Genomic DNA, 15,353 nt, shown 5'->3' with positions numbered 1-15,353 from the left:
TGATCATCCCAGCGGCCGACGGCCCCTAACAGCGCGTGACCGCTTCACGGAAGGCGCGCCGGAACCGCGACTCAGGACAAGACCACCGCCGAACAGACCGCCCTGAACCAGCTCGCCGAGATCTGTCCGAACGAGTCCGTCACCCCCGCCCCCGCGCGATGGCCCACGAGCCCGGCCCGGTGCCGGCCGCGCCCGGTGTCGCTCCGCCGTCGTCCCTCCCTCGCGGCGGCAGGAACCGGCGGCGTCCGCCTCCTCGGCCCGGGCCGCCAGGGGCCGGTCATTCCCGCAGCCAGGCCAGCCGCTCCTCGACGGCGCGCAGACGGGGATGACCGGGGCCGTGGATACGGCGGTAGTCGCGTACGCAACGGTCGAGCAGCTCGGCGGCTTCGCCGTGCCGGCCCACGTCGATCAGTACGTTGGCGAGGTTCTCCCGGGCGCCGACCGTCGTGGGGTGCTCGTCGCCGTGGCGTGCGGTGCGCTCGGCGAGGACGGCGCGCAGGATGGGCACGGCGTCCTCGTAACGCCTCATGGCGTGCAGGACGGCGGCGAGATTGTTGCGTGCGGTGAGGGTGGCCTCGTGGCGCGGCCCCACCGTCGCCTCCCTCGACCGCACGACGGTACGGATGTGCCGTTCCGCCTCGGCGTGGCGGCCCAGCCGGACCAGGACCGCGCCGTAATTGCCCCGCGCCGCGATCGTGGACTCGTGATCGCGCCCGTACCGGTCCTCCAGGCGGGGTACGAGGGCGCGCAGGGCGCGCTCGGCCTCCTCGTGGCGGCCGCATTTGAGCAGCGAGGCGGCGTGGGTATTGGTGGAGGACAGGACGTCGGGGTGGTCGCGGCCGAGCAGTCGGGCGCGGCGTTCGAGGACGTCCCGCAGGAGCGGCTCCGCTTCGTGGACGCGGCCGAGGTCCTCCAGGACGGCGGCGAGCCGGGTGGCGCTTCGCAGCGCGTCGGGGTGGTCGCGGCCGAACTCGTCCGCCTGGGCGCGGAAGGTGTCGCGCCACGCCTGCTCGGCGAGGCGTAATCGGCCGGTGGCATGGAGGACCTCGGCGAGTTCGGCGGAAGTCCGCAGGGTGTCCTCGTGGCGGTCGCCGAGGACGGTCCACTGGGTCCGTACCACGTGCTGGTAGAGCTCGACGGCTTCCTCGCCCCGTCCCGGGATCGATGCCAGGACGTGGGCGAGTCCACGCATGGCGTCGAGGGCGTCCGGGTGCTCGGGGCCCAGCTTGTCGATGGCAGCCCGGGCCCGCATGGTGTTGATCACCTCGGCGGAGAGTTCGACGCGGGCGATCTCCTCCTCCGGCCGCCCCTCCGTCACCTTCGTGATGATGACGTGCCCCCCGACCGGGCGCCGCGGGCCGGCGGGGTCCGACGCGTGCGGATCCGTCCGGGGCCGGCCGTCCGCGTTCTCCCGGTCCGCCCGGCCCCGGCCCTCCCGTTCCCCGTCAGGCTGCGGCGGTTGCGCGCCGGCGCCCCGGTCGTCTCTCGTGGCTCGTCGTCGCCACCATCGGGCCATCGTGACCGCCTCCTCGTCGCTTTCGGTGTGGTCAGGCGCCCGCGTGCACGTGCGCGGCCCACAGGCTGGGACTGGCCGCGAAGGCGGCGCGGCACCGCAGCACCGCCCGGTGCAGGGCGTCGGCCGTCCTCGTGTCGTCCAGTTCCGGCCGTCCGTCGGGTCCTCGGGTGCGCAGTTCCCCGTACAGCAGGCGCGTGACACGGACGGCCACCACGTCGTGCACCGGCCAGAGGGTTCCGACGGCGTTGGGGTATCCCGCGAGCTGGAAGGCGGAGGTGATGTGGATCGCCTCGTCGGCCAGTTCCCCGCCGCCCCGCGCCGTCTCGCAGGCGGACATCACCGCGAGCCGGGCCGTCGGCAGTTCCAGGCGGGAGATCTCGCGGACCGTCAGCGCCCGTGTCGGGTGGTCGTGCACGAGGAGCCGGCCGTTCGAGGGGTCGGCCGGCTCGCTGACTCCGTGGCAGGCGAAGTGCACGCAGGGGTGGCGGGGCAGGGCCTCCATCACCCTTTCGAAGGTGGCCTGTTCCCCGCAGAGCACCTCGGTCGGCAGGAAACCGCGCAGTACCTCCACCTCGCGTCGCGCGCCGTTGAGCGGCCGGGCACCGGGAGTGTCGGGGAGCGCCACGGCGAGCAGCGGGCCGTGCGGGCGGGGGGCGGCGGCCCGGGCCCGGGCGTAGCGGAGGGCTCCGACGGTCGGCGTGTACGAGGAGACCACCCGGTCCAGTACCGTCCGCGGTCCCTGGACGGCTGCCGGACCCGCCGCGGCTCCGGCGGCCGGGGCCTCGCCGTGGTGACCGGCCGCGTGCAGCGGCAGAGAGGCCAGCGCACCCCCCGGTGACCACCACACCCGTTGCCACTCACCGCCGGGCGTGGGGCCGCGCAACCCGAGCCGGTCGAGCACCGGGCCGGTGACGTGGTCCCAGGTCCAGGCCAGGACCTCGCTGACGGTCTGCTGCGCTGTCCGGTCGCGGGCGGGGTCGGCCGCGTCCGCGAGGGCCCGCTCGAGGCGGTCCGCCTGTTCGCCCACGGCCCGCGGGGTGGCATGCGGCAGGGGGACGAGCAGGATCTCGCCGCCCCTCAGCACCAGGGCGTCACTGCGGTACACACTGCAGTAGGCGAGCACCACGGGGCCCCTGTCGGCGCAGGCCAGCAGCGCGTCGATGGTCGGTGCGCCGAGGAAGTCGGAGAAGCCGGGCCTCGCGCGGACCTCGGAGACCAGGTGGTCCAGCTCGGCCGCGAGGGTGTGCCGCAGGTCGGCGGTGTCGGCCGGCGATCGGCCCTGCGCGGTGTCCGCGGCGTCGGCCGCTTCGAGGGCGTCGAGCCGTTTCCGCAGGCGGGTGAAGCGTTCGGCGAGGGCGGGGTGGGCTTCGCGCAGCCGTCCGAGCCCGTCGCGCGTGGCCATGGCCCGCCCCAGCAGGACGCCCCGGCCCTGCTCCAGCAGCAGCACCGCGCGCTCCGGCTGCCCGGCGTTGACCGCGCAGGCGGCGGCTTCGGCGGCCAGTCCCCGCACCCGGGACAGGCCGCGCTCCTGGTCGCTGCGGACCAGTCGGCCCGACGCGGCGAACGGCAGGAGCCGCAGGGCCAGTTCATAGCCCGGCAGGGCTTCGTCCCATCGGCTGCCGTCCGCGGCGGCGGCGCCCCACTCCCAGGCCGCGAGCACCCGTTCGTAGGCGGGCAGGGCCATGGTCTGGGCTGCCTGCCGGTAGGCGTCCTCGGCGGCTCGGAGCACTCCCGGGTCACCGTCCCGGTGGTGCAGGGCGCGCAGCGCGTCGCCGTACGACTTCAGGTAGGCGCCGTGGGCGGAGGTGTGCTCGGTGACGGCCCACACGGCGCGGCCCAGTTCGCTGACGGCCCGCTCCAACTCGGTGGGTTCGCCGGTGGCCCGGTGCTTGGTGAGCCGGGCGGAGCCGAGGTTGGTGAGGACGACCGCGAGCGCCGGATCGCCGTAGGGGACCTGCCGGGCGGCTTCCTCCAGCAGTCCGACGGCCTCGTCGAGGTCTGCCACATCCGCGGTGGACCTGAACCGGGCCCGCAGCGCGTTGGCCAGGTGGGTCAGCCGGTCGGCGCGCGGCTGCCCGGCCTCGGGCACCAGGGCGAGCGCCCGACGAGCCACGTCGATCGCCTCGTCGGCGGCGCCGGTGTCCCCGGTCACCGCGTGCCAGCTCTGCAGGACCACTCCCAGGTTGGCGAGTAGTCCGGCCCGGAGGACGGGGGGCTCCCATGATGCGTGGAGGGCTTCCCTGGCGAGTCGGGAGGCTTCCCGCAGGGAGATCAGGTCATCGGTCCGGAGGGCACGCTCGCGCAGGGTGACGGCGAGGTTGGCCAGGATCTCGGCGTACTCGTTCGTACCCTGTCGCTGCTCGGCGAGGGCGGTGCGCAGGGTGGTGACGGCCTCGTCCAGCAGCGCCGCGTCACCGGTCCACTGCGCCAGCCTGTGCAAGGCGTTCCCGAGGCTGTTCCGTCCCATGGCGCGTAGCGGGGAGTCGGGGCTGAACAGCGCCAGGGCCTCGCGCAGTGCGGCAGCGGACTCCTCGAGCAGCGCCGGCTCGCCGGTGTCCTCGGCGGCCAGGCGCAGGGCGACGCCGAACCCGGCGAGCAGTTCGGCCCGGTCCGGGTGGCCGCGCGGGCATTCGGTCACGGCCGTGCGGTGGATCCGCAGCATCTCCGACCGGTTCGTCTCCTCGGGATGGTGCTCGTACCACTGACGCAGGGCCTGGGTGAGGTTGCGCAGGACGATCACGCGGCCGGGGTGGTCCGGCGGGGCGATGTCCAGCGCGGTGCGCCACAGGTCGAGGGCTTCACGCAGGGCGCCGAAGTCCCCGTGGGCCTGGTACGCGCTGTACCGGAGTCCGGCCAGGTTGCTCAGCGTGCCCAGACGGGCATCCGATCCCTCCGGCAGCACGCGGAGCGCGCGCCGCTGCGCGTCCGTCGCACGGTGAAGGTCCGTCGCGGCGGAGGCGGTGGCGTCCCCGTCCCGGGGGCCGGTGTCCCAGGGCCCGGCGCGGCCGACGGCGATCCTGTGCCGGAGGTGCAGCACCTCCGCGAGGGCGGACAGCGACTGGACCGCGGTCTCGGCCTCCTGGGGGAGGCGGGTCGCCCTGTCGAACGTATCCACCGCCCGGTCGAGGTCGTCCGGCCGCCCGTACAGGTCGAACCGCTGCTGGTACGCGAGGCCCAGGAGCCGCACGTCCTGCGGGCGGACCGGTTCGCACTCGGCTCGTTCACGGCCCAGGTCGATCAGTGCCTCGAGATCGCCGGGGCGCCGCAGCAGTCGGTAACGGGTCTGGAGGCAGACCATCAGGTTGGAGGCCCGGACGGCAGTGGCCGCGGCGTCCGGCGCCGACGAAGCGAGTGCCCGCCCGTACAGGGCGATCGCCTGATCGAGGGCCTGCCGGTCGCCCGTTTGGAGGTGGTGCGACAGCAGCCGGTCGGCGTGCGATCCGGCGTCCGGCCCCTCCGTCCCTTGCACGGGACCCAAGTTCGACACGCCCCACCCCCCGTTGTCACGTCGTCGTGACCACAGCCCCTCGCCGCTGCGCGGCCCCTCCCCACGATAGCGAACGAGCCCTCAGGCCACCGGCGTACAATCGCGGCCGACCGGCATCAGGCATCAGGTATCCGGCATCCGGCATCCGAGGGGGAACGGTGGAGACCGAGACCGGTGGGCGAAGCGGACCACGACGCGGACACGCCCGGTTGGGGGAACTCTGCCGACGGCTGACGGACGCGTCCGCGGCACTGGACCTCGGCGAGCGGGGACTGCGGTTGGTCGAGACCATCATCTCCGAACTGCGTATCGGACGGGCCCCCGAGGAACTCGACGACGTGTTCGACGAGTTGGAGGAGGAGTTGCTCGCGGCCGGGCACAGCGCCGGCCTGGGCTCCTACCGCACCACACCACCGCAGCCCGGGCCCGGCTACCAGCGGCTCCCCGTCGCCGGGGCGGCCCGACCGGCGTTGTTCGTGCTGGCGTGCCCGCGGGGCCACTGCGGGCGCGTGGAGGCACCCCGCGACGATGCCCCGCACCCCGGCTGCCGGGTCTTCGACCAGCCGCTGCGCACGGTCCCCCTCCGGTGACCAGCGCCTTCCTCAGCGCGCTGAGCGGCCGGATCGCCGAACGGTGGCTGGCACTGCTGGCCCTGCCGGGGTTGCTCTTCCTCACCGTGCTCGCCACGGCCGCGGTCCTCGGCCACGAACACTGGTCCGACCTCGAACGGCTGCGCGCCTGGGTCGACATGCTCGCCGCCTCCCCCTCGACCGACCGTGCCGGCACCGTCGTCCTGGTGGCGCTGGGCGTGCTGGCCGGCGCCGCGGTGACCGGCGCGGCCGCCCAGTCCCTCGGCGCGGGCGTCGAACTGCTCTGGTGCGCGGAGCCGCACGGGCCACTGCTGCGGTACCTCGCCGACCGGCGGCTGCGCCGCTGGCGCGCGGCCGACACGGCCTTCCGTACCGCGCTGGTGGTCGCGGGCCGGGCCCGGATCGAGGGCACGGACGACGCCGACCGGCTCGTCGACATCGCCGAGCGCCGTCACGCCGACCGCGACCGCATCGCCCCGGCACCGCCCCGCCACCCCTTCGCCATGGGCGACCGCCTCTCCGCACCCGGACAACGGCTGTGGCACTCCCACGGGTTGGAGCTGGCGGTCGCCTGGCCGCATCTGTGGCTCCTGGCCGCCGACGGCACGCGTGCCGAACTGCAGGCGGCGCGGCTCAGGCTGACCGCGGCGGCGCGCCTTTGCGCCTGGGGCGTGGGCTATCTGGTGCTGGCGCTCTGGTGGTGGCCGGCGGCACTGGTCGGGGTCGTCGCCATCGCCTCGGGCGTGCGGCGCGGACGCGCGGCCGCGGACGCCTTCGCCGAACTCACCGAGGCCCTGGCCGACCTCCACATGCGCGACTTGGCGGCCGCGCTGGGCATCGAGTGCGAGGGGAGCGTCGACCGGGCGCTCGGGGAGCGCCTCACACGGGTGCTGCGGAAGGGGACGCAAGCCGCGTAGGGCCGGGTTCGCACTCCGATACGGGCTCGCTCCGGGCCGGCCGGCGCCGCCGCCTCGGGGCCCGGCCCGCGGGGCGGCGGCGAGGGGGCGGCTACCGCGCCGGCCCGGCCGCACGGAGTCGGGCAGCGTCGCGCCGGACCCCGCCGCGCGGGGCCGGGGCGGTCATGCGTAGCGGCTCAGGTCGTGGAAGAAGTCGGGGACGGGTGTCACCAGGCCACGGCGGGTCGCTTCGCTGTAGACGTGCGCGCCCACGGCCAGGTCGAGCACGCCGAGCCCGAACGGCGAGAAGACCACCGGACGGTCGGCGGGGATCTCGACCTTGTCCTCCATGACGTCGTAGAGGGTGCCGTCGATGAACGACCGGTCCCCCGTGGCCTGCTCGGCCAGGTGGGGCGAGGTCTGCGCCTTCAGGCAGTGCTCGACGTCGTCCACGATGTTGGTGGAGGCCAGGATGATCTCCGGCGAGAGGTCCCGCAACGAGATGTGCAGGACCGTCGGGTTGTGCGCGAACCACTCCACCTCGTGGATGTGGGGTTCACCCGCCGTGGTGGCGAAGACGACCAGGTCGGAGGAGCGGACGGCGGTCTCGGCGTCGTCCAGCACCTTGACGGTGCCGCTGTGTCCGGTGCCGGAGACGTGGTCGGCGAAGCTGCGGGCGTACTGCGGGGCGTGGTCGTAGACGCTGACGGTGTCGAAGTCCCAGCCCGTGCCGGACAGGTACCGGTGGATGTAACGGGCGATCAACCCGGTGCCGATGAAGGTGACGTGGCGCGGGCGCTCCCTGCCGGTGTGCAGCCGGTCCGCGGCCAGGGCGGCGGAGGCCGCGGTGCGCGTGGCGCTGATGATGGAGCTCTCCAGGCACGCGAACGGGTAGCCGGTGTCGTGGTCGTTGAGGATCAGGACGGCCGAGGCCCGGGGCAGACCGGAGGTGATGTTGGCCGGGAAGCTGGAGATCCACTTGATGCCGTCCACCCCGAACTCCGCGCCCAGGGAGGCGGGAAGGGCGATGATGCGGGAGTCCGGCCGGTCGGGGAAGCGAAGGAAGTAGCTGGGCGGGTTGACGGTCTGCTGCCGGCCGTGGGCCGTGTAGGCCCGGGCGACGAGGTCGACGAGGTCCTGCTCACGGCCGTCGAGGACGTCGTGGACGGTGGCTCCGCTGACGACGGAGAACTGAGGGGCGCTGGACAAGGCGGTAACTCCTGGAGACGGACGGAAACTGCGGGGGTGGAAGGAGGCGGGGTCAGCCGTTCGCGGTCGGCTCCCGCTCCGGGCTCTTCGGCGCGCCGTCCTCGGCCCGTACCCGGCTCTCCCACAGCGCCATGGCGACGGTCACCGCCAGCGTGGCGCAGAACAGGCCGCTCTGGTACGGCAGCCGGTGCAGGGCCAGCGCCAGCGCGCCGCCCAGCAGGCCGGCCACCACCGCGCGCTTGCTGGTGAAGCAGGAGACGACCAGGCCGATGTACGTGGCGTAGATCGCGAAGTCGAGTCCCAGGCCGTCGATCCGCGTGACGTCCTTGCCGAAGGCGTAGCCGACCAGCGTGCTGGAGAGCCAGCCGCCGTACATCAGGGCCGATGCGGCCAGGACGTACCAGTGCTGCTGGCCGCGCCGGTCGTCGGTGGCGTCCTCGTACCGTTTGGCGGCCAGGACGTAGATCGCGTCGATCATGCCGTAGGCCAGTACGGCCCGCCACAGCACCGGCAGGTGCCGGACCTTCGCCGACAGGGCGGCCGAGTAGAACACGTGCCGCATGTTCACGACCAGGCAGGTCGCGACGGTGAGGAACCACGCCGTGCCGGACGACATGAGACCCGTGGCGATCATCTGGGCGGAGCCGCCGTTGACGAGGGCGCTCATCAGTACGGTGTCGAACAGGCCGAGGTCCGCCTGCTGTGCGACAGCGCCGAACAGCAGCCCGAAGGGCAGGGCGCCGAGCGCCAGGGGGACCGCGTCGCGGAGCCCGGTGCGGATCTCCCGCCCGCGGCTCGGCGGCCCGGCGGAGACCGGGGGTGTACTCATCGAGGGCTCCGTCACAGCAGGACCTTGGCCAGGGCGAACGAGGCGACGGCGGAGGCGAACACCAGGAAGAAGTTCTCTTTCTTGAAGACACCGACGGCGAAACCGGTCACCGCTCCCACCAGGTAGGGCGAGAGCCAGCCGGGACCGTCGCCCGGTGCCGGGGCGAGGAGCACGGAAGGCACGATGATCGCCATCAGGACGGCGGGCATCACATAGGGCAGGGCCCGTTCGACACCGCCGGGCATCCGTTCCGGCTTGAGCGGGCCGAAGAAGCAGAACCGCAGGGCGAACGTCACGGCGCCCATGAGCACGATGGTCATCGTCGTCACGGCGTCACAGCCCCAGGTCGGCGCGCAGGACCGCGGCGATCCGCTCGGGGCACGTGGCGTTGAGGTAGTGGCCGCCGTCGGCGCTGACCTCGACGCGAACGGCGTCGCTGAACAGCTCCCAGTTGCGCGCCGTCTCCTCGTGGCCCCGCGCCAGCGGATCGTCCTCGGCCAGCAGCACGGTGAGCGGGCAGTCGAGGCGGCCGGCGGGCAGCGTGCTCAGGGCCTGGTGGAAGGCGCGCGTCGCCTGCGCCGTGTCGTACTGGAAGGCGCGGGCCAGATCCGCCCGCTCCCCCGCCCCGAGCCCGGCGATGTCCTGCAGACCGGTGTTGTCCACCAGCCAGTCCAGGATCTCCTCGTCGGACATGTCGACCACCTCGTTCGAGGCGTGCGCGGCGGGGTCCACGGACTTGAGCAGCTTGGCGACCACGAGCAGTCCTCGCACGTCCACTCCGTGCTCGCGCAGCCGGGGCACGGTGGCCAGGCCGAGAGCCGAGCCGGCGCAGTGGCCCAGGAGCGTGACGGGGGAGCCCGCCGAGCGCCGGATCTCCTCGGCGAGTTGCTCGGCGAGCCGCTCCACCGGGACGGGAGCGAGACCGTCCCGCCTGGTGCGCGCGGGAAGCTCCACGCCGAGCACCCGGACCGGCGCCCCGGCCCGGGCCAGTTCCCTCGCGAGGGCGACGTAGCTGACCGCGCTGCCCCCCGCGAAGGGAACACACACCACGGTCGCCTGCGGCCGGGCGCACTCGCCGCCCGCGGCCGCGGTGAGGTCGACCAGGAGGTCGCGCCGGGCGCCGGTCCGCCGCACGAGCACCCGGGCCAGATGCCGCGCCGTGGGGTGGGTCAGCAGGTCCCGCAACGAGATCCGGCCCTCGGAGGCGACGGCGGCCTTCATCGCGGCCAGTGAGTGACCGCCGATCTCGAAGAAGTTGTCGGTGACGCCGACGGTTCGTGGATCCCGGCCCAGCACCCCGGCGAACAGGTCCCGCACCAGCCGCTCGTGCTCGTCCGCCGGAGGCACCGCGTCGGTGCGGTCGGAGGCGGCCGGCTCGTGGCGGGCCAGGGCCTTGCGGTCGACCTTGCCGTTGCCGGTGAGCGGGAACTCCGTCATGCGCACCAGGACCTCGGGGTGCATGTAGGCGGGCAGCGAAGCCGACAGCCGGGCGTGGAACGCGGGCAGGTCCGGTTCCGCAGTGCCGCAGTAGAACGTCACGAGCCGCTTCTCGCCGTTCAGTTCCCGGGCCAGCGTGACCGCGCCGTCCACTCCGGGCAACCGCTCCAGCGCGCTGTCGATCTCGGACAGTTCGATGCGGTGGCCGCGCACCTTCACCTGGTGGTCGACGCGGCCGGCGCAGTCCAGGCTGCCGTCGGGCAGCCAGCGCCCCACGTCACCGGTGCGGTACATGACCTGCGACCGGTCGTCGAGGGTGTTGGCGACGAAGACCGCGGCGGTGCGCTCGGCGTCGTTGACGTAGCCGAGCCCCACGCCCGCGCCGGTCACGCAGATCTCACCGTAACTGCCGATCGGACGTGGCGAGTCGTCGGGGCCGACGACATGGATGCCGGTGTTGATGACCGGCCGGCCGACGGGGGTCCGGCTGCCTTCCACGGGGCACTCGATCACGTGGTGCGTGACGTCGTCGGACGCCTCGGTGGGGCCGTAGGCGTTGACGAGCGGCACGTCGTAGTGGGCGAACCAGCGGCGTGTCAGGGCGGGCGGCAAAGGCTCGCCCGTCACCATGTTGAACCGCAGGTCGGGCAGGTGGGCCGGGCGCTGCTCGACCTCGGTGAGCAGCGCGTCCAGGTAGGAGGGCACGACCTCGAGGATGGTGATGCGGTCGTCGCGCAGGGCCGTGAGGAACGCGCCCGCCTCCACGATCTCGTCCTGCCCGTAGATCACGGTGCTGCCCCCGCACATCCAGGCGACCAGCAGCTGCCACACCGAGATGTCGAAGCACTGGGTGGCGATCTGCGCGACCCGGTCGGCCGCGCCGAGCTTGAGGTCGATCTCCTTGGCCAGCAGGTGGTTGAGCATGCCCGAGTGGCGGATCGTCGCGCCCTTGGGCTCACCGGTGGAGCCGGAGGTGAAGATGATGTACGCGACGTCGTCCGGTCCCGGACGGGTGGGGGGCGCGACCGGAGCGACCGGGGCGGCCTGCTCGTAGGCGAGGACCTCCACACCGTCCAGCCGCTCGTCCAGCGCGCTCCGCAGCCCGGCCACGTCCTCCTCGGCCGCGACGATGTGGCGGCAGCGGCTGCGGCGGAGTACGGAGGCGACGCGGTCGGCGGGGTAGGCGCGGTCCTGGGGCAGGTACACGGCGCCGCTCTTCAGCAGGGCGAGGACGGTCACCGCCCAGGCCGTGCCACGCGGCAACATGGTCGTCACCACGTCGCCGGGCCGCACGCCCCGCCCGGCGAGGAAGGCGCTGAACCGGTCCGACTCCTCGTCCAGTTCGGCGTATGTGAGGCGCTGCTCGCCGTGCCGTACGGCGATGGCGCCGGGGTTGCGCCGGACCGACGCGGCGAACACGTCGACGAAGGTGCCGCCGGGCAGCCGCATCCGGGGCCCGCCGTTGAACTCCCGCAGGGCCGCCTGCTCCTCGGCGCCGATCAACGAGGTCGCGCCGAGCGGCTGGTCGGGCTCCGTCGCCAGCAGGGTGAGGGCCCGGGTGTAGTAGGTGCCCATGCGGGCCACCTGGGCCGCGTCGAACGCGGCCGGGTGGTAGTGGATGCTGAGCAGCACCTCGTCGGACACGGCGTCCTGGGAGAACTCCGCGCGGAAGGGGAACTCCGTCTGGGCGTTGACCACCGAGCGGACCAGGGCGAAACCGTCCCGCTCCCCCAGGCTCTTCAGCACGTGGAAGTGGGTGAAGTTGAACACCGTCTCGAAGAGCGTGTCCCGGCTGCCGACCGCGCGCTTGATCTCCGCCATCGGGAAGCGGCGGTGCGGCAGCATGTCGCTCTCCGCCTCGTACACCGAGCGCGCCAGGTCGGCCCAGGTGCCGTCGTCCGGCAGCCGCAGCCGGAAGGGCACGGTGTTGAGGAACAGGCCGGGGACGTTCTCGCCGCCCTCCGCCTCCGGGCGCCCCGAGTGCTCGTAACCGGTCAGTACGTCGTTCGTGCCCGCCACGAAGCCGAGCACCGCCGTGTGCGCGGCGAGCAGCAGCGACTTGACCGGGATCCGCAGCCGGTGAGCCCGCTCGATCAGCCGCGCGGAGAGCTCCACCGGCAGGCCGACATCGTGGATGACGACCTCGGGAAGGTCATCGGCCCGCCGGGCCTCGGCCCGGTGGCGCGGCAGCTGCGTGCTCTGCGCGTCCGCCATCAGCTCCAGCCAGAAGGCGCGGTGCTCGGCGGAGTCCAGCGCCTGCCGCTCCAGGGCGATGAAGTCCCGGTAGGCCACCTCGTAGGCGGGGACCTCGGGCTCACGGCCGTCGAGCAGGGCGAAGTAGGCGGTGAACAGGTCGCGGTGGATGGTGTTGACGCTCCAGCCGTCGAGAGCGGCGTCGTGGTAGCTGAGCGAGTACTGGAACTCCTCGGGCCCCAGCAGGTGCAGGTGGACGCGGACCAGGTCGGCGGTGCCGTGGACGAAACCGGCGCGCAGCTCCTGCCGCGAGAAGGCCTCGAGGGCTGCCTGCTGCTCGGCGGCGGGCAGCCCTCGCAGGTCGTGCACGGTCAGCGGGGTGGGCGCCTCGGCGTGCACCACCTGGATCGGCTCGCTGAACCCGTGCAGGTGGAACGAGGTGCGGAACACCGCGTGGCGCCGCGCGACGTGCGCGACGGCCCGCTCGAACAGGCCGACATCGACCCGTTCGCCGATGCGGTAGCTGAGGATGTCGTGGTAGAGGCCCTCGGCATCGCTGCGGGCCGCCTCGTAGATCAGGCCGACCTGGAGCCGGGACATGGGGTAGGCGTCGTCGGCGTCCCCCGGCAGGGCCCGGCGGTCGGCCTCGCCGAGCAGCGCGAACGGTTCGACGGGGGCAGGGGTGTCGCGTCCGGTCCCGGCGGGCGCGCCGGTCCCGACGACGCCGGCGAGTTCGCTCACCGTCGGGTGGGCGAAGAGCGCCTGGAAGGAGAACCGCAGGCCGGCGGCGCGAGCGCGGGCCAGGACGGCGATGAACTTGATCGAGTCGCCGCCGAGCGCGAAGAAGTTGTCGTGGACGCCGACCTCCTCCACGCCGAGGACCTCGGCCCAGATCGCGGCGAGCGCCTGCTCGGTGGGGGTGCTCGGCGCCACGGCGGGGGCCGCGCCGTCCGAGCCGGCGGTGCCCGTGCCGGCGGGCCGCGGCAGCGCCTTGAGGTCGCGCTTGCCGTTGTGGCTGGTCGGGATGACGTCGATCTCGACGACGTACCGCGGAACCATGTAGGACGGCAGTTCCGCGGCGAGGTGCCGGTGCAGCACATCGGTGTCGAAACCGGCTCCGGTCACCACGTAGGCGGCCAGCGCCCGCTCCCCGGAGGCGTCCTCCACAGCGGTCACGGCGCAGTCGGTGACGCCGGGGCAGGCGCCCGCCACATGCTCGACCTCACCCAGCTCGATGCGGTACCCGCGGACCTTGACCTGGGTGTCGATGCGGCCGAGGTACTCGATCGTCCCGTCGGGCAGCCAGCGCGCGAGGTCACCCGTGCGGTAGACGCGGCCGGCCGGCTCGAACGGGTTGGGGAGGAAACGCTCCTCGGTCAGCTCGGGGGCGTTGAGGTAGCCGCGCGCGAGGCCCGCTCCGGCGATGCACAGCTCGCCCGGGGTTCCCGGCGGGGCGAGTGCCCCCTCGCGCGTACGGATGTACAGGCGGATGTTGTCGATGGGACGCCCGATGGGAATCGACCGGGTGCTGTCCACGTTGCCGCACGGCTGGTGGGTGACGTCGACGGCGGCCTCGGTGGGGCCGTACAGGTTCACCAGCCGCGCGTGGCCGCCGATGACCTCCCGGAACAGCTCGGCGTGCGCGACGGCGAGCGCCTCACCGCTGGCGAAGACCCGGCGCACGCTGCCCAACCGGTCCTCGGCGCCGGTCGCCGAGACGTACTGGAGGAAGGCGTTGAGCATGGGGGGCACGAAGTGCAGCGTGGTCACACCGGCCGAGGCGATGCGTTCCGCGATCCGCTCCGGGTTCTTCTCCTCCCCGTTGGGCAGGGTGACCACGGACGCCCCCGCGATGGACCACCAGAAGATCTCCCACACGGAGACGTCGAAGGTGAAGGGCGTCTTGTGCAGGATGACGTCGTCGCCGCTCAGCGGATAGGCCCGCTGCATCCACCAGAGGCGGTTCACGATGGCGCGGTGTTCGACCATGACGCCCTTGGGCCTGCCGGTGGAGCCGGACGTGTAGATGACGTACGCCAGGTCGTCGGGGCCGCTGAGCGGTTCGAGGTCGCCGGGGTCGACGAGGCTGTCGTACGCGGCCGTCACATCGACGCTCTCGCGGCCGGTGACGACCTCGCGGGTCTCCTCAGCGGTCACGACCAGGGGGGTGCCGCTGTGTTCGAGGATGTAGTCGACGCGGTTGCGCGGCAGGGTGGGGTCGATCGGCAGGTAGGCGCCGCCGGCCTTGAGCACGGCGTAGATCGCGACCAGCATGTGGGGCGAGCGCGGTACGCACACGCCCACCACGGTGCCGGCCCGGACACCGCGGTCGCGCAGTACACGGGCGAGGCGGTTGGCGGCCGCGTTCAGCCGGCCGTAGGTCATGCCGTCGTCGGCGACGGCGGTCGCCTCCGGGGTGTCCGCCGCCCGCTCCTCCAGGAAGCCGTGCAGCGTCCGCGTATCGGGGAACGGCGCGTCGGTGTCGTTGAACTCGCCCGTGATCGCGGCGAGTTCCGCGGCATTGGCCGCGAGTTGCACGGCAAGGGAGGCGTTGGGGTCGGCGAGCAGCGCGGCGTACAGCTCGGCGTACGTGTCGGCGAGCCGCTGGGCGGTGGCGGCGTTGAACAGCCGGGGGTCGCCGTGGACGACGACGGCGTCGGCCCGCACGTCGAACAGCACGGGGCAGCCCGCCTGTTCGGCGTCGTCCGGCGTGAGCCGGGAGTCCAGCGTCAGCATCAGGTCGCTGGGCTGCTGCCCCTCGTGCCGCAGGAACGCCTGCACCGGGATGTCGAGGTGCTCGGTGGCCTCCAGGTAGCGCGCCCGCAGCGCGGTGAGGAGGTCGCGGCCGGTCTGATCGGCCGGGACCGGCACCGAGACCGGCACCGTCGTATCGGCGACCGGCAGGAAGACGGTGACGTCCCGCCGGTCGGTGGCCCGGGCGGCCAGCAGCGCGAGCACCGCACCGGCCAGGACGCGCCGCAGCATCGGGTCACCGCTGGTGAGCCTGTCGGCTGCCGCGACCGCCACGGCGGGGATCTCGGCCCGGGCGTCGCAGCCGCCGGCGGGATGTCTGCGCAGGTGGTCCCTGACCAGGACGGTCGGTTCGGCCCAGGCACGCCGCTGTGCCCGCCAGTACTCGGCCTGCTCGGGGTGGGCGCGCAGCACCTGCTGAAGTGCGATGACGTTGCTCATGGGG

8 protein-coding genes are annotated in these 15,353 nt (G+C 73.4%); 2 read left to right on the top strand and 6 right to left on the bottom strand.

Annotation, left to right across the window (positions count from 1 at the left end; translation table 11 throughout):
* Window positions 1-277: 277 nt before the first annotated feature.
* Both ACSU6Z_RS28375 and ACSU6Z_RS28370 read right to left on the bottom strand, forming a co-directional pair.
* Window positions 278-1,318, bottom strand: a complete 1,041-nt coding sequence (locus ACSU6Z_RS28375; RefSeq protein ID WP_437049932.1) for a tetratricopeptide repeat protein — start codon at window positions 1,316-1,318, stop codon at window positions 278-280.
* Between the two features lie 229 nt (window positions 1,319-1,547).
* Window positions 1,548-4,985 carry a CHAT domain-containing protein gene (locus tag ACSU6Z_RS28370; protein WP_437049931.1) on the bottom strand — a complete coding sequence of 1,146 codons (3,438 nt, stop codon included), beginning with the start codon at window positions 4,983-4,985 and terminating at the stop codon, window positions 1,548-1,550.
* Between the two features lie 227 nt (window positions 4,986-5,212).
* Between ACSU6Z_RS28370 and ACSU6Z_RS28365 the strand changes: the two genes are divergently transcribed.
* Together ACSU6Z_RS28365 and ACSU6Z_RS28360 are read left to right on the top strand one after the other, a co-directional pair.
* Window positions 5,213-5,593, top strand: coding sequence for a hypothetical protein (locus ACSU6Z_RS28365; RefSeq protein WP_437049929.1), 381 nt, complete (start codon window positions 5,213-5,215; stop codon window positions 5,591-5,593).
* Window positions 5,590-6,510, top strand: a complete 921-nt coding sequence (locus ACSU6Z_RS28360) for a hypothetical protein (RefSeq protein ID WP_437049927.1) — start codon at window positions 5,590-5,592, stop codon at window positions 6,508-6,510. The genes ACSU6Z_RS28365 and ACSU6Z_RS28360 overlap by 4 nt, the downstream gene beginning before the upstream one ends.
* A 162-nt stretch (window positions 6,511-6,672) precedes the next feature.
* On the opposite strand, the gene sbnB is transcribed toward ACSU6Z_RS28360, so the two are convergent.
* The 4 genes from sbnB to ACSU6Z_RS28340 are packed head-to-tail and all read right to left on the bottom strand — an operon-like array spanning window position 6,673 to window position 15,349.
* Window positions 6,673-7,698, bottom strand: a complete 1,026-nt coding sequence (gene sbnB, locus ACSU6Z_RS28355) for a 2,3-diaminopropionate biosynthesis protein SbnB (protein ID WP_437049926.1) — start codon at window positions 7,696-7,698, stop codon at window positions 6,673-6,675.
* A 52-nt stretch (window positions 7,699-7,750) separates the two neighbouring features.
* A complete protein-coding gene (locus ACSU6Z_RS28350; RefSeq protein WP_437049924.1) occupies window positions 7,751-8,527 on the bottom strand; it encodes an AzlC family ABC transporter permease in 777 nt (258 codons plus the stop codon).
* Between the two features lie 11 nt (window positions 8,528-8,538).
* Window positions 8,539-8,847 (bottom strand): AzlD domain-containing protein, encoded by a 309-nt coding sequence (locus ACSU6Z_RS28345; protein ID WP_437050523.1) that lies wholly within the window; start codon window positions 8,845-8,847, stop codon window positions 8,539-8,541.
* Between the two features lie 13 nt (window positions 8,848-8,860).
* Window positions 8,861-15,349 (bottom strand): amino acid adenylation domain-containing protein, encoded by a 6,489-nt coding sequence (locus ACSU6Z_RS28340; RefSeq protein ID WP_437049922.1) that lies wholly within the window; start codon window positions 15,347-15,349, stop codon window positions 8,861-8,863.
* Between the last annotated feature and the right edge of the window lie 4 nt (window positions 15,350-15,353).

The organism is Streptomyces sp. enrichment culture, assembly GCF_964273145.1.
Taxonomy (GTDB): domain Bacteria; phylum Actinomycetota; class Actinomycetes; order Streptomycetales; family Streptomycetaceae; genus Streptomyces.
Note: the sequence above shows the minus strand (reverse complement) of the source record. Positions and strands in the feature narration are given on the sequence as shown.